The following is a 19,220-nucleotide window of genomic DNA, read 5'->3' on the forward strand; positions in this document are numbered from 1 at the left end:
TTTTAACCTGCCTTTTTGACCTGCCGCCATTGGTGCAAAAGCGGCTCGGTATAGCCCGATGGCTGCTCCACCCCCTTGAAAATCAGATCCTTGGCCGCGCTGAATGCAGGGCCGTCTTCATTCCCAATCAGCGGGATATAGGTCGGATCGCCTGCATTTTGCGCATCGACCTTCGCCGCCATCCGCGTGAGTGCATCCATCACTTGCGCTTCGGTGACGATACCGTGCAGCAACCAATTGGCCATATGTTGCGAGGATATCCGCAAGGTCGCGCGGTCCTCCATCAGGCCGACATCGTTGATATCCGGCACCTTGGAACAACCAACCCCGGCATCAATCCAGCGCACAACATATCCGAGCAGCCCTTGCGCATTGTTATCCAGCTCATCGCGCAGTTCATCCTCGGGCCAATTGGTGTTTTCAGCCAGAGGTATAGTCAAAAGAGCATCAAGGCTTGCGGGTTCGGGCAGAGTGGACTGAATATCAAATACATTTTCAGCGTGATAGTGCAATGCATGCAAAGTCGCAGCCGTTGGCGACGGCACCCATGCGGTGTTGGCCCCAGCGCGCAAATGGCCGATTTTCTGCTCCATCATATCGCCCATCAAATCGGGCGCGGCCCACATGCCTTTGCCGATTTGTGCGGTGCCCGACAGGCCATGCGCCAAACCGATAGCGACATTGCGCGCTTCATATGCGCCAAGCCAGTCTGATCCCTTCATCGCGCCTTTGCGCATCATGGGGCCAGCCCGCATAGAGGTGTGTATCTCATCGCCCGTGCGATCAAGAAAGCCAGTGTTGATAAACACAATCCGGTCGCGAACGGCATGAATGCAAGCGGCAAGGTTGGCGCTTGTGCGGCGCTCTTCATCCATCACGCCGACTTTGATCGTATGACGAGGAAGGGTGAGCAGATCTTCGACCGCGTCGAACAGATCATTGGTGAACGCACATTCTTCGGGCCCGTGCATTTTGGGCTTCACGATATAGATCGAGCGCTGACCACTTTTGGGGTTGGAATTGCCGTATTTGGCATGGCCTTCGACGTCGAGAGTGCTGATCGCCGAGGTGAAAACCGCATCCATGATGCCTTCGGGGATTTCCGAACCATCTGCCAGCAGGATTGCAGGATTGGTCATCAAATGCCCGACATTACGCACAAACATCACGCTGCGGCCTGTGAGGCTGTGCGGGGCGCCATCGCGATCAGTATAGGCCTTGTCTCCGTTCAATTGGCGAGTGAGCCTCTTTCCGCCTTTTTCAAAGCTTTCCTGCAGATCACCGCGAATAATGCCGAGCCAATTGGTGTAAGCGAGCAGTTTATCCTCTGCATCGACAGCGGCGACCGAATCTTCGCAATCGGCAATCGTTGTGAGCGCGGATTCTACGATGATGTCAGCAATGCCCGCTTTGTCGTCTTTGCCAACGGGATGGTCACGGTCGAAAACCACTTCGAGATGCAGTCCGTTGTTCTTGAACATTAAGCCCTTGGCAGTCTTGCCGACATACTGGCTTTCATCACGCAGTTTGCCATCATTCTCATTCGCCAGATCAGCCCAGCTCTGATCGACCAGAGGCAATGCCTCATCAAGGAATTGCCGCCCGCGCGCGATTACAGCGTTGCCGCGTGCGGTGTCATAGCCGCCGGGCTTTGCCGGCGGAGCATCCAGCGCATCGGTGCCATAAAATGCATCGTATAAACTGCCCCAGCGCGCATTGGCTGCGTTAAGCAGAAAACGCGCATTCAGGATCGGCACCACCAATTGCGGGCCAGCCATCAAGGCAATCTCGGCATCGACATTTTGCGTACCGATCTGAAAATCCTCAGGCTCTGGCACCAGATAGCCTATCTCCCCCAGAAAAGCCTGATATTCGGCCGCATCATGCGGTTTTCCAGCCCTTGCAATGTGCCAATCATCGATCTGCGCCTGGAGAGTTTCGCGCTTGGCAAGCAATTGAGCATTGCGCGGTGCAAACTGGGCAACCAGCGCGCCAAAACCTTGCCAGAAGGCATCCTTATCCCGGCCAAGCGGTCCAAGAACCTCAGTATCCAGAAAAGCCGCGAGCCGTTCGTCAACAGAAAGGCCGCCGCGCGAAATCATATTGGTCATAGGGGTCCTCATACAGTCCAAAATTAAAGAGCCTGGGGAGGAGAAAGCTTGGCCGCGCTATGAGACAGGCTTTGATTCGATGCAATGGGTTGGATCAAAGCTGTCTCGCGGCTAGACGGGTGGTCGTATGACAATCATGACAGCAAAAGATTTTAACGCAGGCGCAATGCTGGATCAGGTCCAGCAATGGAGCGCGATCAACACGGGCAGCGGGCATATTGAAGGGCTGGCCCGCCAGGCTGAGGCTCTCACCGATGCCTTTGCCATGCTTCCGGGCGAAGTGGAGCTGGTAGAGCCCGCCCCCGTCACCGCAATTGCAAGCGATGGCAGCGAATTTGCCAAGCAAAATGGCAAACATCTGGTGCTGCGCGTTCGCCCGGGCGCCAATCGGCGGATCATCCTTACTGGCCATATGGATACGGTTTTCCCCAAGGATCATGCGTTTCAGGATCAAAAATGGCTCGATGATGAGACGCTTAACGGTCCCGGCGTTGCCGATATGAAAGGCGGGATCGCGGTGATCTTGCACGCGCTGATGGCGTTCGAGAATAGCAGCGCCTCACAATCGCTGGGCTATGATGTGTTGATCAACTCGGACGAAGAGACTGGATCACTCGCCAGTTCAGCGCTGATTGCCGATATGGCGCGCGGCAAGCTGGCTGCGCTCACTTATGAACCGGCAGCCCTGCCAGATGGCACTTTGGCTCATGCACGCGGGGGCACGGGCAATTATGCAATCACGTTTACTGGCCAATCCGCCCATGCAGGCCGCAATCCGCAAGACGGGCGCAACGCCTTGGTCGCAGCAGCCGAGATGATTGTGAGGCTGAAAAAGATGGAGCGCGATGATATCACTATAAACCCGGCAAAACTCGAAGGGGGCGGACCCAACAATGTCGTGCCCGACCATGCCGTTTTGCGTTTCAATATCCGCCCCAAAAGCACCTCGGCAATGGAAGGGTTTGACAGCGATTTGAATAGCCTCATCGCCGCTATTGAAACGGAGCATGATGTAGCCATTGCCCGGCACGGCGGCGTCACTCGCCCGCCCAAACCCGTCGATGCACAGGCCCAGCGCCTGTTCGATCTCGTCAAGGAATGCGGGGCCGAATTGGGACAAGACATCAAGTGGAAATCAACAGGCGGTGTGTGCGATGGCAACAATATCGCCGCTTGCGGAGTGCCCGTGGTGGACACGATGGGCGTGCGTGGGGGCGCCATCCATTCCCCGCAAGAATTTATGATCGTGCCCAGCCTTGCCGAACGTGCAGCTTTGTCGGCGCGCGTGATAGAAAAATTGGCGCTAGGGGCGCTTGAAGGGGACCAGATATGAGCTTTCGTCTGCGCGCAGCCCAACCGGGTGATCTTGAGCACCTTTACGAAATGGCAAAGCTGACAGGCGGCGGCTTCACCAATCTGCCTGCCGATCGAAAAGCTTTGGGCGAAAAGCTGGAACGCGCTGCAAACGCATTTGCGCGCGAGGAAGACAGCCTTGCCGATGAGCAATTTGTGCTCGTGCTGGAAAACCGCGAAACAGGGGTTGTGCGCGGCACCTGTCAGTTGATGGCGATGGTGGGACAGCAATGGCCGTTTTATTCCTACAGGCTCAACACGCTCACCCAATACAGCCAGGAACTGGACCGAACGGTGCGCGCTGAATTGCTCAGCCTGACGACCGATCTTGAGGGATCGAGCGAAGTGGGCGGGTTGTTCCTTCACCCCAATGAGCGTGCCGGGGGTCTGGGCCTGCTGCTTGCCCGGTCGCGCTATTTGTTTGTCGCGATGCACCGCAAACGCTTTGCTGACAAAATCCTCGCAGAACTGCGCGGCATTATAGATGAACGCGGCGGGTCACCTTTTTGGGACGGGGTTGCCGGGCGCTTTTTCGGGATGAATTTTCAGGAAGCGGATTACTTCAATGCCATCAATGGCAACCAATTTATCGCTGACCTGATGCCCAAACATCCCGTATATGTCGCGATGCTAAGCGATGATGCCCGCAGCGTTATCGGCGTCCCCCACCCCACCGGACGCGCCGCGATGCGGATGCTCGAGAACGAAGGGTTTCGCTATGAAGGCTATGTCGATATTTTTGATGGCGGGCCGAGCATGATCGCGCGCACGGACGATGTGACAAGCGTCAAGAACAGCGTTTCGGCGACCCTCACTTCTATGGATGCAAGCGAGGGAGAACGCGCTATCTTGGCAACCGGCAAATTGGCCGATTTCAGAGCCTGCTACGGTGCCCGCACATTGGATGGTGATGGCGGCGTCGCGATTGATGCGCAGTCCGCCGATATTCTCGATGTCAGCAAAGGCGATACTGTGTGGAGTGTGGCTCGATGAGCGTCATGGAGATCAATTTCGACGGGATTGTCGGGCCCAGCCACAATTACGCAGGCCTCAGCCTCGGCAATCTGGCAAGTGCGAACCACAAGGGCGATCCGTCCTACCCCCGCGCCGCCGCGCTTCAGGGTGTCGCAAAAATGCGCGGAAATTTGGACCGTCTGGGCGTGCAAGGATTTCTCCTGCCGCTGCCTCGTCCCAACAGCGCCCTGCAATCCAGTCTAGCTCTCGATGATACGGCCCCGCCACAATTGCACGCAGCGCCTTGGTCAGCCTCAAGCATGTGGACGGCCAACGCCGCCACAGTTTCGCCCGCGCCTGACACGCGCGATGGGAAGTGCCATCTGACCCCAGCCAATCTTGTCACTATGCTTCACCGCGCTCAGGAATGGCCCGAAACCAAGAGGCAATTGGACATTGCGTTTGGCAATGCCGATCATTTCGAGGTCCACGATGCAGCACCGCCCAGCTTTGGCGATGAAGGCGCGGCAAACCATATGCGCCTTTGCGAAGGACACGCCAGCAAAGGCGTGGAAGTGTTCGTCTATGGCCGGCCCGGCGGCGCTTTTCCCGCGCGCCAACACGAGCAGGCCAGCCGCCTTGTTGCGCGCGCACACGGGCTTGATCCTGCGCGGTGTGTCTTCATCGAGCAAAACCCCGCAGCAATCGAAGCCGGCGCGTTTCACAATGATGTGGTCGCGGTTGCCAATGAACGGGTGCTGTTCACCCATGCCGAAGCGTTTGCCGATCAATCAGGCGCTTATGACGCCATGCGCGCTGCTTTTCCGGCCTTGGAAGTGGTCGAAGTTCCCAGCGCCGCTGTCAGTCTGAAAGAGGCCATCAAGACGTATCTGTTCAACGCGCAATTGCTCACTTTGCCCGATGGATCGATGGCCTTGATTGTGCCCGAAGAATGCCGCGAAAGCGCCAGCGTTTGGGCGTGGTGCGAAAGCATGCTGGCAACCAACGGCCCCATTCGCGATGTCATTCCTGTCGATGTCCGCCAATCCATGGCCAATGGCGGCGGGCCGGCCTGTCTGCGCTTGCGCGTGGTGTGCGATCCTGCGGCGGTTGATCCGCGCTTTCTGCTGGACGAGGCAAAGGCTGATCAGATCGAAGCCGTCATCGCGGCGACCTGGCCCGAACAGATCGACCCTGCCGACTTGGGTTCCGAGGCGCTGGCAAAGTCCGTTATTGCCGCACGCGCGGCGCTCCTGGAAGCGCTCGATCTGCACAGCCTTGCTTAATCAAGGTTAACCCGGTTGCGCGCGGGCGTCGCCTGGGTTTACACTTGTAAAGTTGTTAACCACTCGGCCCCGCGCATTTGCGCGCTTGGCATGGGCTTTGCTGTTTTAAATGCTAACGGAGACATTATGCTACGCAAAATCTCAAGGCTGTTCGTAATCAAGAATAGGTTCGAAGCCTTTGTGATTATCTTTGCGCTTGCATTGGGCGCGATGAACCGCGGGGCGAGCTACCTTACCGAATATCCAGGAATTGGTGGGCAATTGCTGTTCTGGGCTGCCAGCGGAGCCGTGTTTTTGGGCGGCGCAGCGATCTTGGATGGGCTAAAAGCACAAAAAGAGCTGGCGCAGCTTAAGGCGAATCTAATTGTACAGAAAGACTAAGTCTTAGCGCCCTGCAGCCAGATAATCGCCTAATCGCTTTTGCAGAAAACTAATGCCGTTTGGATGGTGCAAATATTCTTGCAGATCCATCATCTGTCAGCGCTGTCCTTCATCCCCAAACCGGATACGATCAATTTCGTAGACATTAAGTGGCAATGCAAGAAAATAGCTGTCGAGTGAGTTATGGCTCGCGCCGGGGTAGCATTTGGACCAAACGACCCGCCCAGACGCTAAAGTAAGACCAAGCTCCTCTTTCACTTCTCGTAATGCACATTCTGTCGGACATTCGCTTCCTTCTCGACCTCCGCCGGGCAAATCCCATTTGCCAGGGAACGGAATGTCGGGTTTGTCGTCGCGAAGGTAGGCGACAAGCTTTTCGTGGGTATGCAAAACGATCTTTGAGCCGGAGAAATTCATCTAGCTTCGTCCGCTTGAAAGCAAATCCATCATTCGCCTCGCGGGCCGCGGTCGGCAGTCAAAAGTCTCGCCAAATCTTCTTGTAGCGGTTTGCCGTCATCATCATAGCGCGGCAGCAGCACCAGATCATCAGCATTATCCAGCACAAGCGTCACTTGCTTGCGCCGCTGGTCCAGCCTTGCCCCTAACCAAACGGCTTGCAGACGAGTTTTCCCGCGAACAACAATTCTGCGGCCGCGCATCAAAGAGCGAAAGTCGATCGTCGAAGGCTTGGCCTGCTTCTCACCCAAATCGCCTTCAACGATGATAGGCCCATCTTTGACAGCTGTTGATGCTATTGCAGACGCTTGCTGATATTCAGATTCTGGCGCTTGGGGCAATGAAGCATTCAGCAATTCGCGCGCTGTCGCCTCGTCCAATTCGATGATAATCAAATCAGGATGCGTGGGATTAGACCGTCCGCGAGGCAATCCACCAATACCATTGCGGCTGGAAGTGTTGACCCCGGCTGATCCCAACAGCTGCAAATCTTCAAAGTAGGAGCTTTCACGGTCCAGATTGTGCAGCTGGTATGTTGGGCCGTCGCGCGTGACATAGGCTACATCCATAATGACGGCCATATCACGCTTATTCTTCGCACCCAGTTTGCGCGCTTTGCGCTGAAAATCGCGCGGCTGGAGGCAATCGACAGAACAGATATCATTCAAGCGGGCTAGATAAGCATCATAGCTTTCAGCGTGTACGCTCGAAAATGGGAGAATGCTGCATGGCGCAAGGGCGCTAAAGAGAAGCCGTTTCGGTGAAAAACGCAAAGCACACTCCTATAAACTGGTGGGGAGATCCTGTTGCTACGTTCTCCCCGGACGCCCGGAATCCGCTTCTGTTGCCCGGTGGGTCCAACCGCGCTTTAGCTTTGTAAATTCAGGCCGTTAGGCCGTCACATTACGCTGCAACTGCGAGTGCTTCGTTATCGTTTGCACTTATAGGTTTTGAACAGTTTTACGGGGTTTTCAGCCCGGGCAAAAACATCGCTTTTCAGCCCACGTCGATCCTAGTTCGCCCCCGTCAAAAACCCCGCAAAACGGGAGTTATGGTGGAGACGCCGGGTACTGCCCCCGGGTCCGTTGTGCCTATTGAACGCTGCACTTTATCGCCATAGCCCACAAAAAAGCGGGCAGGACCTATATAGGCCCTGCCCGCTTAATGTGAAGTGAAACCCGTGCACCGGGCAGTTTCGCCCGAACCAGTTACTTTTTCAGCGCATCGCGAATTTCGGTCAGCAGCTCGATTTCGGTCGGGCCTGCATCCTCTTCTTCTGCAGGCTTTTCATAGCGTTCCTGAATTTTCGTCGCATAACGCACCAGCATAAAGATGATGAAAGCGAGGATGATAAAGTTGATGATCGAAGTGACAAATGCGCCCCATGCCAGCACATTCGCGCCCGCTTCGCGCGCCGCTTCAAGGCTCATGCCAGGCTCGATCAATTCCGCACCCGAAAGCACGGTGTATTTACTGGAAAAGTCCACATCGCCAAAAATCATGCCCACAATCGGCATAATCATATCGTCTGTCAGCGAAGCCACGATAACCGCAAAAGCGCCCGCGATGATAACCGCGACGGCCAGTTCCATGACATTGCCCTTGGCAATAAAATCCTTGAATTCTGTAAGCATAGTGATCCCCGTATTGCATACCCGTGCTCGCGCAATTGTTGCGCGGTGACGTCCCCTTACCAAGCTTCTAGCGCGCTTGAAAGGGCGCGGCGGTGTGCTATATCCACAATACAGGAATTTACAGGCAGTGCCGAATGCTGGCGCGCCATTTGGAGGAAACACCATGAATTTGCGCACATTCGCACGCGGCGCCGTGATCGCCGCCGTCTCACTCACTTTGGCCGCCTGCGGGATCAACTCTGTCCCCGCGGCCGAGGAAGAAGCGAAAGCGAAATGGGCCGATGTCGAAGCGCAGTTTCAACGGCGGGCAAACCTTATTCCCAACCTCGCAGAAGTTGCCAAAGGTGCTGCGGAAAATGAGCGCAACATCCTCACCGAAGTGACCGAAGCGCGCGCCAAGGCGACCAGCGTTCAGGTATCGGCTGATGATCTGGGCGATGAGGCGAAAATGGAGGAATATGCCGCAGCGCAAGCGCAAATGAGCCAGGGCATTGGCCGTCTTCTCGCCAGCTTTGAAGCCTATCCGCAGATCACGTCAACGCAGGGATACATCACGCTGCAAAGCCAGCTTGAGGGTACCGAAAACCGGATTGCGGTCGCGTTGCGCGACTATAACGAGGCGGTGCGCAAGTATAACACCACCATCCGCACTTTCCCCGATACAATTGGCGCAAATGTCATCCACGGCGCAGAGCCGCTTGCGCCCTACACAGCGACGACTGAAGGCGCGGAAGAGGCGCCGGAGCTTGATTTGACATCAGACTAACGCCGCGTGCACGCTCCCATCTTTGCCCTGTTTTCAGCGTTAGCACTGACCGCTTGCGCTGCTGGCAATTCGGAAAGCGGGCGAGAAATACCTGCGCTCACGCTGTCAGGGCGCGTTGTTGATGAAGCGCGCATCTTGTCTCCCGAATTCGAAGACAAGCTGAGCGATAAGCTTGAACAATTGGAGAAAGAGACGCTCGTGCAAATGGTTGTCGCGACAACGCCTGATCTAAGAGGCCATACAATCGAACACTACTCGCTCGAACTGGCGAGAGATTGGGGCGTTGGCAGCGCAGAGCGAAACGATGGCGTGCTTTTGCTGGTAGCCCCCAATGAAAGACGCGTGCGCATCGAAGTGGGAAAGGGATTGGAAGCTTCGATCAAAGACGAAGAAGCAGCTCTGATTATTCAAGACGGTATTTTGCCAGCTTTTCGCGGGGGTAATTACGAAACCGGGATTGATGAAGGGGTCGATCTGTTGATCACAGAGATTACACCCGCCGGTTTGAGAGAAGCCGCGTGAAACGGATCGCTTTGCTCTTTGCTGCGCTATTTGCGCTCATCGCAGCGCCCCTTGCCGCGCAGGATTTCCCGCCGCTCACCGGACGCGTGGTTGATAATGCGGATATCATCCCGGCTGATCTCGAGGCGCAGCTGACCGCTCGGCTTGAAGCGCTTGAAACCCAGACGCAGCGTCAATTGGTGGTTGTAACTGTGCCCGATTTGCAGGGCTATGACGAGCAGACTTTCACCTATCAATTGGGCCGCGAATGGGGGATTGGTGATGCTGACCGCAATGATGGCGCGATCCTGCTGGTCGCACCATCAGAACGCCGCGTGCGAATTGAGGCAGGCTATGGTCTTGAAGGGACGCTGACTGATGCGGTGTCCTCGCTTATCATTCAAAACGAGATCCTCCCGCGCTTCCGCAGTGATGACTACCCCGGCGGTATCGCGGCGGGCGCCAATGCCATCATCGCCCAATTGCAGCTTGCCCCGGACGAGGCAGCGCGCATTGCTCAGGAAGCCAGCGCCTCGCAGCAATCGCGCGAAAGTTCTGGCGGAGTTCCGGTTGGCGCACTCATCTGGTTGGGCTTCATGTTCTTTTTCATCATCCTGCCCATGATGCGCGGTGGCAAGCGGCGGCGCAAATACAGAAAACGCCGCAAGGGGCCATGGGGCAAAAGACGCGATGATGACGATGATGATTGGGATGACGATGATGATGGCTGGGGCCGAACAGCGCGCGACATTATCCTTTGGGAAGTGGGCAGCGCAGTCGTTCGCGGCGCGATGGGCGGCGGTCGCGGCGGCAGCTGGGGCGGCGGAGGCGGCTTTGGCGGAGGCGGCGGTTTCTCTGGTGGTGGCGGATCATTCGGGGGCGGCGGCGCCTCGGGGGGATGGTAGCGCATGGCCTATTTGAATGAGGCTGAACACAAGATCGTCTCCGATGCCGTGGGCGAAGCGGAGCTGGGTACTTCGGGAGAAATCCTGACTGTTCTTGCTGACCGCTCGGATGGCTACACCGATGTCGCCTTGCTGTGGGCCGCAGCGCTCGCTTTTACCGCGATGAGCGTGTTTGCAGCCTTTCCTCAGCCTTTCCTCGGTTTTTATGATGGATTGTGGGGCGGCTGGGCGCATGATTGGAGCACGGGCGAAATTGCCAGCATGACGATTGCGCTGGGCCTGATCACCTTTGCCATCACTTGGGCTGTGCAAATGTGGCAGCCGCTCAAATTCGCGCTCATCCCTGCCCCTGCCAAAACGATGCGTGTGCATGCGCAGGCGATCAAGCATTTCAAAGTCGGCGCAGAACGGCGCACCCATGGCCGAACCGGCGTGCTTATCTACCTGTCCATGCGCGAACATCGGGCCGAGATTATCGCAGATGAACCCATTGCCGCATTGGTCCCAGCCGAAGTGTGGGGTGAGGCGATGGCGGAAATGCTCGATGAAATTCGCGCTGGGCGGATTGCGCAAGGCATGGCCGTGGGCGTGCGCGATGTCGGCTTTGTCTTGTCGCAGCATTTCCCGCGCGAGGAAGATGACGAAAACGAGCTTCCCGATCGCCTAATCGAGGTATAGGGCCGCGTTCAAACGAAAGGCGCCCATGGACAACACCCAAATGATCCGCGACCGCGATGCTGACTTGCCGGAGGAAACCCGGTGGGAAGGCAAATTCATCACCGCCAAAACGCGCGGCCGGTGGGAGTATGTCGGACGTGCGCGCGGCATTCGCGCCGCCGCCATTCTTGCAATTGACGAAGATGACGATGGCACACGCCATGTCATTCTGGTGAGCCAATACCGGGTACCGCTTTCCAAATTTTGCCTGGAAGTGCCCGCAGGCCTTGTCGGCGATACCGAGGGGCATGAGGGCGAAGAGGCTTTATCCGCCGCCGCGCGCGAGCTGGAGGAGGAAACTGGATACCGTGCAGGCTCCATTGAGGTGCTGGACGAGTTTTATTCCTCGCCCGGGATGGTGTCGGAGTGCTTTACCTTGCTGCGCGCCACGAACCTTTCAAAAGTCAGTGAAGGCGGCGGGTTGGAAGATGAGAACATCGTCGTGCATCGCATCGCGTTGACCGATGTTGCACGATTTGTGGCCGAATGGCGCAAAGCCGGGCACGGTGTTGATGTGCGCATCGCGCTGTTTTTGAATTATCTGAATTGCTGAATTTTGGGAGAACACGGCCAATGACTGAACGCTGTAAAGGCAAACTCGCACTCGTAACAGGCGGCGCGCAGGGGTTGGGCCGCGCACATTGCATTCGCCTGGCGCAAGAAGGCGCGCGGGTTCTTGCGACCGATATCAATGGCGAGGGCGCCGCAGAAACCGCCGCGATCATAAATGCCGAAATGGGCGATGGCACCGCGTTTGGCATTGCCCATGACGTCACCGATCCCGCCGCATGGGAAGCCGCAGTGGATGCCGCGCGCGAGCATTTGGGCGGGCTCAATGTGCTCGTCAACAATGCCGGCATCGGTGTTGCAGGCAATATCGAAACCTGCACGTTCGAGGACTGGAACCGCTGCTTTGACATCAACGTCAACTCAATCTTTCACGGCTGTCAAAAGGCCCTACCCCTGATGCGCGAACATGCGCCGGGCTCCATTGTGAACATTTCCAGCATTGCAGGCCTGATCGCCAGCGACACAATGCCCGCTTACAATGCTTCCAAAGCGAGCGTGTGGATGCTGTCCAAATCCATTGCGCTGCATTGTGCGAAAATGAACATGCAGATCCGCTGCAATTCGGTGCATCCGACCTTTGTCGATACGCCGATCCTTGATGGCACAGCCAAGGCAGCGCAGCTCGATAAGAATGTGCTGCTTGAAAAACTCGCTCGCCAAATTCCGCTCAAATTTGTGGGCGAACCCAATGATATCGCCAACGCGGTCGTTTATCTCGCAAGCGATGAAAGCCGGTTTATGACCGGCGCAGAAATCAAACTGGATGGCGGCATATCGGCGATGTAGGTTCGAAACGCATGCGAACCACGAAAAAGGGGCCCTGATGGCCCCTTCCCGGTTGTTTGAATGTGTCGGACGCGGCTGGCCCGCTAACCGGGGTCAGCTTTTGGATGCCGCGCCCGTCAATCAGCGATCAGACCGATGGCGAGATAAATCAGCGCGGCGGTTCCAAAGCTCACCAATGCGCCAAGGACAAAGCCGACCCGGATGATCGCGGTGTCGACGTCCGTTGCATTGGCAATGCCAGAACACACACCCATAATCTTGCCATTGGGCTTATCAAGGCGAAGGCCGCCGCCACGATTGTTGTTGGGAGTTAGATTGCTCATGCCATCACTCCTGTGAAAAACGGGTTGGCGGGGCTGGCGGGCACAATTGCTGTTGCCATGAACACGGCTGACAAGAGCACCGCGCTTCCCAAAGCGGCGATCTTTGCGCCTGCCTCAGTGGTGAAATTAAAAAACGAATACATGGGTTTGATTTCCTTAAGTGCGAGGGTGAGTGAGGTTAGCTCAGGCCATCAAAGCCGGGCTTGCAGGGATGATCGCATAGGCAAAGAACGAGGCTGAAACGATCACTGACAAAGCGGCAGAGGCGAGGCGAAATCCGGTGTCATTGCTAAACATAAATTGTCTCCGATTGGGGTGTTTGAAAATGGGTTCAGGCCATCAGGGCCGGGCTGGCGGGGATGATGGCGTAAGCAAAGAAGCTGGCCGAGATGACCACTGAAAGAGCGGCATTAACGAAGCGGTTGGAAGAGTTGGCAGCGTACATTTCGTGATCTCCTGTCTAAGTTATCTGATGCCCCGTTGCTGTTTGCTTGGGACACCCAACACTCTGCAGGAGCCGTGCCAAACTCGAAAAACCGCAGAATTCTGCGGTTTACATCCTGTTACGAGACTGACAGATTGTTCATGAATCCGAAAGGTTGGGAATTTTTCCCACCTATTGGGATTGGGGATTCGCATCTCGCGCCCGCTGGCCAAATTGCCGCGCCGTGCTAACCGAGAGGCGCGCTATGGCTTTGCAGAAAATCACTCTTGAAAACTTCCGCAATCACGCGGCGAGCCAGCTGGATGACACTGCGCATTTCAATTTGCTTGTCGGCGAAAATGGCGCAGGCAAAACCAATGTCCTCGAAGCGCTTTCGCTGCTCAGTCCGGGCCGGGGTTTGCGGCGGGCGAGTATTGGAGATTTTGCCAGGCAACGCGGCGATAGGGATGGCGGCCGAGAAGCCGTCTCCCACTTTTCTATCGGGGCAAGCCTGGTGGAACAGGGGCAGACCTCAGCAAGGATCGGCACTTACACTACGCCCGACAAACCCAATCGCCGCCTTGTGCGGATCAACGGCGCCGATGCGAGCGCCAGCGCCTTGTCCGAGTGGCATGCGGTATCGTGGCTGACCCCGGCGATGGACGGCCTGTTCACTGACAGCGCAGGCGCGCGGCGGCGATTTATGGACCGAATGGCACTGGCGATTGAGCCGGGACATGCAAAGGCGATCTCCAGCCTTGAGGCAGCCTTGCGCGAACGCAATCGCTTGTTGGAGGAGAGAACCGATACCCGCTGGCTTGATGCTATCGAGGCGCAAGTCGCGCAGCATGGCGCGCTTGTCACAGCGGCACGCGCTCGGTTGGTAGCGATGCTGGGTGATGAACTGTCCGCGCTGCCGCCCGAACCGTTTGCGCGGCCCGTTCTGCATTACCGTGCCGGCGGGCCTATGGATGCAGCAGATTTGCTCGCAGAGCTCGCCCGGGCCCGCCCGCGCGATCGCGCCGCTGGCCGCGCTTTGACCGGGCCCCACCGCGACGAGCTCGAAGTGGTGATGGCCTCATCAGGGCAAGCCGCCGCATCGTGTTCAACCGGTGAACAAAAAGCGATGCTGATTGCGATCACTCTGGCTCACGGTGTCTTGGCATCGTCGGGTCGGCCCAGCATTTTGCTGCTTGATGAAGTGGCAGCGCATCTCGATCCGGTGCGCCGCGCGGCGCTGTTCGCACGCCTGCGGCAAGGCAAAGCGCAGATCTGGATGACAGGAACCGAAATGGCGCCGTTCGACGCGATCAAAGACGAAGCGGCGATTTGGCGAGTGGCAGGCGGGGCGCTGGAACGGCTTTAGCTGTCCTCGGCTTCAGGCAAGGCGGCGGCGACTTCGTCCAAAGTCGATGTCACTAATGCCTCAATCCCCTCTTCTGTCGGATGGATACGGTCGCGTTGGAACAGGCTAGCATCCTCGTAAATATCATTCAGCCAGAAAGGGATAAGCGCCGCCCCATATTCCTGCGCCACATCGGCGTAAATGGCGTCAAACTCGGCCTGATATTCCGGGCCATAATTGGGCGGCGCGCGCATTCCCATGAGCAGCACGGGAATGTCGCGGGCCGCAAGCTCGTTCATCATTGCATCAAAATTGGCGCGTGTTTCGGCAGGCGATAGGCCGCGCAAAAGATCATTGCCGCCCAATTCCAGAATGAACAGGTCAGGCTTTTCCTCCTGACTGTCGAGCGTGAATTCGAGCCTTTCCAGCCCTGCTGCGCTGGTGTCGCCCGATACGCCCGCATTGGCGATAACCGCATTGATCCCCCGGCGTCGCAGCGCGTTTTCCAGCTTTGCGGGATAGCTTTGCTCAGGCTCAAGCCCGTAGCCCGCAAACAGACTGTCACCAAAGGCAAGGATGTGCTGCTCTGGCCCCATAACCGGGATTTCAGGCAATTCAGCGGTTTCAAGCGTTTCTGCCTCATCCGCGGGAGCCGTGGCAGTTTCCCCGCCACATGCAGCAAGCAACAACAGCCCTGCGAAACCAAAGCCCATGCTCAATCGTTTCTGCCAAAACGCCATTGCAGTCTACCAACCTTCCTATCCGGTCTTGTTTCAAGACCTTTCCTAACCCATCTGGTCTTTGTGACAAATCCTTCAAGCACCCTCGCCCGTTCTGATGCCGAATTCGCGATCCATGCGCGCGGCCTGACATTAACTCTCGGCAGCGCGGACGCGCCGGTGGACATCCTGCGCGGGATCGATCTCGACATTGCGCATGGCGAGGTTGTGGCTCTGTTGGGCCCTTCTGGATCAGGCAAAAGCTCGCTTATGGCCGTGCTGTCAGGGTTGGAACGCGCATCAGGCGGCACGCTGAATGTGGCTGGTGAAGATTTCACCCGATTGGACGAGGATGGCCTTGCGCGTGCGCGGCGCGGACGGATCGGGATTGTGCTTCAGGCCTTTCACTTGCTGCCCACTATGACAGCGACAGAAAATGTCGCGACCCCGATGGAACTTTACGGCAGCGAAGACGCTACGCCGCGCGCGGTTGCTGAGCTTAAAGCCGTCGGGCTTGGCCACCGGATCGAACATTATCCCACGCAGCTATCAGGTGGCGAACAACAGCGCGTCGCCATCGCCCGCGCCACCGCGCCCCGCCCCAGCCTGATTTTCGCCGATGAACCCACCGGCAATCTGGACGTCACAACGGGCGAGGAGATTGTCGAACTGCTGTTTGCGCGCCGCGCTGAAACAGGCGCGACTTTGCTTATCATCACGCATGATCGCAGCCTTGCTGAAAAATGCGAACGTGTGCTGACCATGGCCGACGGCGTGATCGTATCGGATGAACGCACCAAAACAAACGCAGCGCACGAGGCAGCTGAGTGAGCGCCACGGCGGGCCTTTCATGGGCAAAAGCATGGCGCATAGCCCGGCGCGATCTCAATGCGCGTTTTAAGGGGCTGCGGCTTCTGGTCGTGTGCATTTTTCTTGGCACCGGCGCGCTTGCGGCGATTGGTACGCTTACCGCCTCGATTGAGCGAGAACTTCAGTCGAGCGGCCAGACTATCCTTGGCGGAGACATCGAGGTCGAAGTCTGGCAGCGCGATCTGGATTCGGCGGAAAAAGCCGCTTTGGCTGAGTACGGCACCGTATCAGGCGGCACTCGCCTGCAAGCCATGGCGAGCGCGGAAGATGGCGCAGCGCCGGTTGAACTGAAAGCGGTCGATGACAAATGGCCGATGTTTGGCACGCTGACTTTGGCTGACGGGCGTAAGGTTGGCGCACCCACTGGAAATGCCGCCTGGGTCGCGCAAGGCGTGCTGGACCGGCTTGATCTGGCCGTCGGCGACAGTTTCACGATTGGCACCAGCACGCTGGTCGCATCGGGCGTGATCGAGGAAGAGCCTGATCGCCTGTCCGAAGGTTTCCAGCTTGGCCCCAGCGTGATTGTGGCAGAAAGCGTGCCCGGCAATGCCGGATTGCTCGCACCCGGATCGCTTTATCAAAGCAAGTACCGCGTCGCATTTGACAAAGCTGCAAGCGACCCCGACGATGTGCGGGAGGCGCTGGAACAGGCGTTTCCCAATGCCGGGTTTGATTTTCGCACCCGTGACCGCGCATCGCCCGGCGCAGACCGATTTGTGCGCCAGATGAGCGATTTTCTCACTCTAGTCGGACTGGCCGCTTTGGTGATTGCTGGGATCGGGATTGCAGGCGGGGTGTCCTCTTATCTCGATCAGCGCCGCGCCAGCATTGCCACTTTGAAAGTGCTTGGCGCATCTTCGCGCGATATTGTGCGCATTTACGCTTTGCAAATCGGCGTGGCCGCATTGGTCGGCAGCGCGTTGGGGCTCGCCGCCGGCGTGCTTGTCACCCCGCTGCTCAGCACCGCTTTGCAAGGTTTGCTGCCAGTCGAAAGCGGATTTGTGGTTGAGCCTGCACCTCTGCTGCTCGCAGGTGCCTATGGTGTGCTGGTGGCTTTTGCCTTTGCCGCTGCCCCATTATTGCGCGCGCGGTCGTTCCCAGCAATGGCGCTCATGCGCTCGCGCATTGTGCCGCTGGCGCGTGATCGGCGCGCTTTGCTGGCGACCGCAATGGGGATTGGCGCGATCTGTGCGCTTGCCATTGCGACGACCAAGCAACCGATCCTTTCTGCGAGCTTCCTTGCCGGTGCAGGCGGCGCTCTGGCGCTTCTCGCGGGGCTTGGTTTTGGCATTCAGTATCTCGCGCGCAAATTGCCGCGCCCTGCCAATCCGATTTTACGCAGCGCGCTTGCCAATATCCACCGTCCCGGTGCGCCGACCGGATCGCTGGTCACAGCGCTTGGCTTTGGGCTTGCCGCATTTGTCCTTTTGGCCGCCATTCAAACCGCGATTGACGGCAATATCGAAAGCCGCGTGCCGCAAGAAGCGCCCGATTATTTCGTGCTTGATGTGCCGCTTGAGGAGGAAGAACGCTTTTCCGAGATCGTCGGGTCGCGTTTTTCTGAAAGCACCATTCGCACCGTGCCCACACTGCGCGCCGCCGTGCTTGCCTATGGGCCAGCCGATGCGATGACGCGCGTCGCTGATCTTGACGAATTGCCCGAAGGGGCATGGATGCTCAATGGCGAACGCGGCGTGACTTATGGCGATACTCTGCCTGTCGGCAACACCTTGAGCGAGGGCGAATGGTGGGATGAAGGGCATTCAGGCGAACCGCTGGTTTCCATAGACCAGCAATTCGCCGATGCGGTGGATCTGGATGTGGGTGATATGCTCACCATCGGCATCCTTGGGACAGAGCGCGATGTGCGCATCGCCAATATCCGCGAGATTGACTGGGAAAGCATGGGGTTCAATTTCACGATGGTGTTCAGCGCCAACGCCATTTCCGATGTGCCGCACAAGCTTTCCGCCACCATCATGCTGCCCGAAAATGCCGACACGGCCAGCAAAGGCGAATTGCTGCGCGAATTGGTGCAGGCGCTTCCCTCAACCTCGGTGATCGAAGTGGGCGAGGTGTTGGTCGAAGCACGCAATCTGCTGCGCCAGGTGGGCCTGGCGACGCTTGCAGCGGCGTCGGTTGCTGTGCTCGCGGGGCTTGCTGTGTTGATGGGCGCGATTGCCGCAGCGCGGGCGGCGCGCACTTACGATACCGTGGTCCTGCGCGTTCTGGGTGCGAGCCGGCGGCAGATATTGACGCTGCAGCTGGCGGAATATGGTCTGCTCGCAGTGCTGCTTGCTCTGGTTGCGCTTGGCCTTGGTTCCGCGCTCGGCTGGGTTGTTATCACGCAGATGTTCGAATTTGACTGGCTGCCGGATTGGGGCGAAGTGCTGGGCGTGCTCGGGCTTGGCCTCGCCATGGTTCTGGCATTCGCAATAGGCGGATCACTACCGCTCCTGCGAGCAAAACCAGCGCAGGCATTGCGCGAGCTTTAGCGCCGCATGCACAAAGGGCGGAAGCATCACTGCCCCCGCCCCTTCGTGTATCAAACCTAGATCGAAAGATCAGGCGAACACATCTTCATCGTATGGATTTTTGGGATCAGGGCCAAAGCGGTTTGGACCTTTAGTTCCTTCAATGCACATAAAGACAAGCATAATCAGGCCGCCCAAATAAGGGATAAAACCAAGCAGAATAAACCAGCCCGACTTATCCTGATCGTGGAACCTGCGAACCTGGCACGAGATTGAGGGAATGAAAAAAGCGCCAAGATAAACCAGCACCAAAATACCCAGAACCACTGAGCCCAATGTGCTCCCGCCGCTGTCGTTAAACGCGCCGAGCATTGCAGCTAAGCCGCCGAGGACGACTAACACAATCGTCTGAAACAAAACAAACATCCAATATTCGGTTCGCCGCGAGCGGCCTTGAAAATCAAAGTACCGCTGCAGCGGCATAATCATCCAACCCATGAGAATCTCCCCCTTTGTGAGTTGCCTCTAAGCCACCACAGCATTGCGCGCATTACAAGGCCCAATAGCGAACAATCCTCGCCAGGCACACAAAAAGGCCCCGTGCATCGCTGCACGGAGCCTTCCTGAATCAGCTGGTAGTTATAC

At 57.4% G+C, this 19,220-nt stretch carries 23 protein-coding genes and 1 other RNA gene; 13 read left to right on the forward strand and 11 right to left on the reverse strand.

Annotation, left to right across the window (positions count from 1 at the left end; translation table 11 throughout):
* Positions 1 to 2 precede the first annotated feature (2 nt).
* Positions 3 to 2,111 (reverse strand): malate synthase G, encoded by a 2,109-nt coding sequence (locus AC0V6W_RS03350; protein ID WP_486147138.1) that lies wholly within the window; start codon positions 2,109 to 2,111, stop codon positions 3 to 5.
* A 127-nt stretch (positions 2,112 to 2,238) separates the two neighbouring features.
* Here AC0V6W_RS03350 and AC0V6W_RS03355 point away from each other — a divergent pair, with 127 nt between their 5' ends.
* The 4 genes from AC0V6W_RS03355 (at position 2,239) to AC0V6W_RS03370 (ending at position 6,085) form a co-directional block, all read left to right on the forward strand.
* On the forward strand, positions 2,239 to 3,444 hold the full coding sequence (locus AC0V6W_RS03355) for a hydrolase (RefSeq protein ID WP_486147140.1): 1,206 nt from the start codon (positions 2,239 to 2,241) through the stop codon (positions 3,442 to 3,444).
* The gene (locus AC0V6W_RS03360; protein WP_486147142.1) at positions 3,441 to 4,457 is read left to right on the forward strand and encodes an arginine N-succinyltransferase; all 1,017 of its coding nucleotides are present in this window, start codon (positions 3,441 to 3,443) and stop codon (positions 4,455 to 4,457) included. Before AC0V6W_RS03355 ends, AC0V6W_RS03360 begins: the two co-directional genes overlap by 4 nt.
* Positions 4,454 to 5,704 carry an N-succinylarginine dihydrolase gene (locus tag AC0V6W_RS03365; protein WP_486147144.1) on the forward strand — a complete coding sequence of 417 codons (1,251 nt, stop codon included), beginning with the start codon at positions 4,454 to 4,456 and terminating at the stop codon, positions 5,702 to 5,704. The genes AC0V6W_RS03360 and AC0V6W_RS03365 overlap by 4 nt, the downstream gene beginning before the upstream one ends.
* Before the next feature lie 126 nt (positions 5,705 to 5,830).
* Positions 5,831 to 6,085, forward strand: a complete 255-nt coding sequence (locus AC0V6W_RS03370) for a hypothetical protein (protein WP_486151453.1) — start codon at positions 5,831 to 5,833, stop codon at positions 6,083 to 6,085.
* A 96-nt stretch (positions 6,086 to 6,181) separates the two neighbouring features.
* Here AC0V6W_RS03370 and AC0V6W_RS03375 read toward each other — a convergent pair whose 3' ends face one another.
* The 4 genes from AC0V6W_RS03375 to mscL form a co-directional block, all read right to left on the reverse strand.
* Positions 6,182 to 6,502 carry an NUDIX domain-containing protein gene (locus AC0V6W_RS03375; RefSeq protein ID WP_486147146.1) on the reverse strand — a complete coding sequence of 107 codons (321 nt, stop codon included), beginning with the start codon at positions 6,500 to 6,502 and terminating at the stop codon, positions 6,182 to 6,184.
* Positions 6,503 to 6,531: 29 nt separating this feature from the next.
* Positions 6,532 to 7,209 (reverse strand): hypothetical protein, encoded by a 678-nt coding sequence (locus tag AC0V6W_RS03380; RefSeq protein WP_486147148.1) that lies wholly within the window; start codon positions 7,207 to 7,209, stop codon positions 6,532 to 6,534.
* 162 nt (positions 7,210 to 7,371) lie between these two features.
* Positions 7,372 to 7,716: a transfer-messenger RNA gene (gene ssrA / locus AC0V6W_RS03385) on the reverse strand.
* A 33-nt stretch (positions 7,717 to 7,749) separates the two neighbouring features.
* Positions 7,750 to 8,175, reverse strand: coding sequence for a large conductance mechanosensitive channel protein MscL (gene mscL, locus AC0V6W_RS03390; protein WP_486147150.1), 426 nt, complete (start codon positions 8,173 to 8,175; stop codon positions 7,750 to 7,752).
* A 163-nt stretch (positions 8,176 to 8,338) separates the two neighbouring features.
* On the opposite strand from mscL, the gene AC0V6W_RS03395 reads away from it, so the two are divergent.
* The 6 genes from AC0V6W_RS03395 to AC0V6W_RS03420 are packed head-to-tail and all read left to right on the forward strand — an operon-like array spanning position 8,339 to position 12,420.
* Complete coding sequence (locus tag AC0V6W_RS03395; RefSeq protein WP_486147152.1) at positions 8,339 to 8,941, forward strand: LemA family protein; 603 nt, start codon at positions 8,339 to 8,341, stop codon at positions 8,939 to 8,941.
* 6 nt (positions 8,942 to 8,947) lie between these two features.
* On the forward strand, positions 8,948 to 9,463 hold the full coding sequence (locus AC0V6W_RS03400) for a TPM domain-containing protein (RefSeq protein WP_486147154.1): 516 nt from the start codon (positions 8,948 to 8,950) through the stop codon (positions 9,461 to 9,463).
* Complete coding sequence (locus AC0V6W_RS03405) at positions 9,460 to 10,347, forward strand: TPM domain-containing protein (protein WP_486147156.1); 888 nt, start codon at positions 9,460 to 9,462, stop codon at positions 10,345 to 10,347. Before AC0V6W_RS03400 ends, AC0V6W_RS03405 begins: the two co-directional genes overlap by 4 nt.
* A 3-nt stretch (positions 10,348 to 10,350) precedes the next feature.
* Positions 10,351 to 11,025, forward strand: coding sequence for a TPM domain-containing protein (locus tag AC0V6W_RS03410; RefSeq protein WP_486147158.1), 675 nt, complete (start codon positions 10,351 to 10,353; stop codon positions 11,023 to 11,025).
* A gap of 25 nt (positions 11,026 to 11,050) precedes the next feature.
* Positions 11,051 to 11,617, forward strand: coding sequence for an NUDIX hydrolase (locus AC0V6W_RS03415; protein WP_486147160.1), 567 nt, complete (start codon positions 11,051 to 11,053; stop codon positions 11,615 to 11,617).
* Between the two features lie 20 nt (positions 11,618 to 11,637).
* Entirely contained in the window at positions 11,638 to 12,420 is a 783-nt protein-coding gene (locus AC0V6W_RS03420) for an SDR family oxidoreductase (RefSeq protein ID WP_486147162.1), read from the forward strand.
* Positions 12,421 to 12,536: 116 nt separating this feature from the next.
* Here AC0V6W_RS03420 and AC0V6W_RS03425 read toward each other — a convergent pair whose 3' ends face one another.
* The 4 genes from AC0V6W_RS03425 to AC0V6W_RS03440 are packed head-to-tail and all read right to left on the reverse strand — an operon-like array spanning position 12,537 to position 13,188.
* On the reverse strand, positions 12,537 to 12,743 hold the full coding sequence (locus tag AC0V6W_RS03425; protein ID WP_486147164.1) for a PspC domain-containing protein: 207 nt from the start codon (positions 12,741 to 12,743) through the stop codon (positions 12,537 to 12,539).
* Positions 12,740 to 12,886, reverse strand: a complete 147-nt coding sequence (locus tag AC0V6W_RS03430; RefSeq protein WP_486147167.1) for a hypothetical protein — start codon at positions 12,884 to 12,886, stop codon at positions 12,740 to 12,742. The genes AC0V6W_RS03425 and AC0V6W_RS03430 overlap by 4 nt, the downstream gene beginning before the upstream one ends.
* A gap of 40 nt (positions 12,887 to 12,926) precedes the next feature.
* The gene (locus AC0V6W_RS03435; protein WP_486147169.1) at positions 12,927 to 13,040 is read right to left on the reverse strand and encodes an enoyl-CoA hydratase; all 114 of its coding nucleotides are present in this window, start codon (positions 13,038 to 13,040) and stop codon (positions 12,927 to 12,929) included.
* A gap of 34 nt (positions 13,041 to 13,074) precedes the next feature.
* Complete coding sequence (locus AC0V6W_RS03440) at positions 13,075 to 13,188, reverse strand: enoyl-CoA hydratase (RefSeq protein ID WP_486147171.1); 114 nt, start codon at positions 13,186 to 13,188, stop codon at positions 13,075 to 13,077.
* Positions 13,189 to 13,432: 244 nt separating this feature from the next.
* On the opposite strand from AC0V6W_RS03440, the gene recF reads away from it, so the two are divergent.
* Positions 13,433 to 14,533, forward strand: a complete 1,101-nt coding sequence (gene recF, locus AC0V6W_RS03445) for a DNA replication/repair protein RecF (RefSeq protein ID WP_486147173.1) — start codon at positions 13,433 to 13,435, stop codon at positions 14,531 to 14,533.
* Here recF and AC0V6W_RS03450 read toward each other — a convergent pair.
* Positions 14,530 to 15,252 carry an arylesterase gene (locus AC0V6W_RS03450; protein WP_486147175.1) on the reverse strand — a complete coding sequence of 241 codons (723 nt, stop codon included), beginning with the start codon at positions 15,250 to 15,252 and terminating at the stop codon, positions 14,530 to 14,532. The two genes, recF and AC0V6W_RS03450, sit on opposite strands and share 4 nt — an antisense overlap.
* Positions 15,253 to 15,315: 63 nt before the next feature.
* Here AC0V6W_RS03450 and AC0V6W_RS03455 point away from each other — a divergent pair, with 63 nt between their 5' ends.
* A complete protein-coding gene (locus AC0V6W_RS03455; protein WP_486147177.1) occupies positions 15,316 to 16,062 on the forward strand; it encodes an ABC transporter ATP-binding protein in 747 nt (248 codons plus the stop codon).
* Positions 16,059 to 18,596, forward strand: coding sequence for an ABC transporter permease (locus tag AC0V6W_RS03460; RefSeq protein ID WP_486147179.1), 2,538 nt, complete (start codon positions 16,059 to 16,061; stop codon positions 18,594 to 18,596). The genes AC0V6W_RS03455 and AC0V6W_RS03460 overlap by 4 nt, the downstream gene beginning before the upstream one ends.
* 69 nt (positions 18,597 to 18,665) lie before the next feature.
* Here the strand turns inward: AC0V6W_RS03460 and AC0V6W_RS03465 are convergent, their stop codons facing one another.
* Positions 18,666 to 19,073 carry a DUF805 domain-containing protein gene (locus AC0V6W_RS03465; RefSeq protein WP_486147181.1) on the reverse strand — a complete coding sequence of 136 codons (408 nt, stop codon included), beginning with the start codon at positions 19,071 to 19,073 and terminating at the stop codon, positions 18,666 to 18,668.
* Positions 19,074 to 19,220: the final 147 nt, after the last annotated feature.

Source organism: Erythrobacter sp. JB1-7, from assembly GCF_057365015.1.

Excerpts from the sequence above, each read along its gene's own strand:
- mscL (WP_486147150.1), bottom strand. The coding sequence starts at position 8,175 with ATGCTTACAGAATTCAAGGATTTTATTGCCAAGGGCAATGTCATGGAA.
- AC0V6W_RS03420 (WP_486147162.1), top strand. The coding sequence starts at position 11,638 with ATGACTGAACGCTGTAAAGGCAAACTCGCACTCGTAACAGGCGGCGCG.
- AC0V6W_RS03450 (WP_486147175.1), bottom strand. The coding sequence starts at position 15,252 with ATGGCGTTTTGGCAGAAACGATTGAGCATGGGCTTTGGTTTCGCAGGG.
- AC0V6W_RS03365 (WP_486147144.1), top strand. The coding sequence starts at position 4,454 with ATGAGCGTCATGGAGATCAATTTCGACGGGATTGTCGGGCCCAGCCAC.
- AC0V6W_RS03395 (WP_486147152.1), top strand. The coding sequence starts at position 8,339 with ATGAATTTGCGCACATTCGCACGCGGCGCCGTGATCGCCGCCGTCTCA.
- AC0V6W_RS03430 (WP_486147167.1), bottom strand. The coding sequence starts at position 12,886 with ATGTATTCGTTTTTTAATTTCACCACTGAGGCAGGCGCAAAGATCGCC.
- AC0V6W_RS03465 (WP_486147181.1), bottom strand. The coding sequence starts at position 19,073 with ATGGGTTGGATGATTATGCCGCTGCAGCGGTACTTTGATTTTCAAGGC.
- AC0V6W_RS03425 (WP_486147164.1), bottom strand. The coding sequence starts at position 12,743 with ATGAGCAATCTAACTCCCAACAACAATCGTGGCGGCGGCCTTCGCCTT.
- AC0V6W_RS03350 (WP_486147138.1), bottom strand. The coding sequence starts at position 2,111 with ATGACCAATATGATTTCGCGCGGCGGCCTTTCTGTTGACGAACGGCTC.
- AC0V6W_RS03415 (WP_486147160.1), top strand. The coding sequence starts at position 11,051 with ATGGACAACACCCAAATGATCCGCGACCGCGATGCTGACTTGCCGGAG.
- recF (WP_486147173.1), top strand. The coding sequence starts at position 13,433 with ATGGCTTTGCAGAAAATCACTCTTGAAAACTTCCGCAATCACGCGGCG.
- AC0V6W_RS03355 (WP_486147140.1), top strand. The coding sequence starts at position 2,239 with ATGACAATCATGACAGCAAAAGATTTTAACGCAGGCGCAATGCTGGAT.
- AC0V6W_RS03440 (WP_486147171.1), bottom strand. The coding sequence starts at position 13,188 with ATGTACGCTGCCAACTCTTCCAACCGCTTCGTTAATGCCGCTCTTTCA.
- AC0V6W_RS03375 (WP_486147146.1), bottom strand. The coding sequence starts at position 6,502 with ATGAATTTCTCCGGCTCAAAGATCGTTTTGCATACCCACGAAAAGCTT.
- AC0V6W_RS03370 (WP_486151453.1), top strand. The coding sequence starts at position 5,831 with ATGCTACGCAAAATCTCAAGGCTGTTCGTAATCAAGAATAGGTTCGAA.
- AC0V6W_RS03410 (WP_486147158.1), top strand. The coding sequence starts at position 10,351 with ATGGCCTATTTGAATGAGGCTGAACACAAGATCGTCTCCGATGCCGTG.
- AC0V6W_RS03435 (WP_486147169.1), bottom strand. The coding sequence starts at position 13,040 with ATGTTTAGCAATGACACCGGATTTCGCCTCGCCTCTGCCGCTTTGTCA.
- AC0V6W_RS03360 (WP_486147142.1), top strand. The coding sequence starts at position 3,441 with ATGAGCTTTCGTCTGCGCGCAGCCCAACCGGGTGATCTTGAGCACCTT.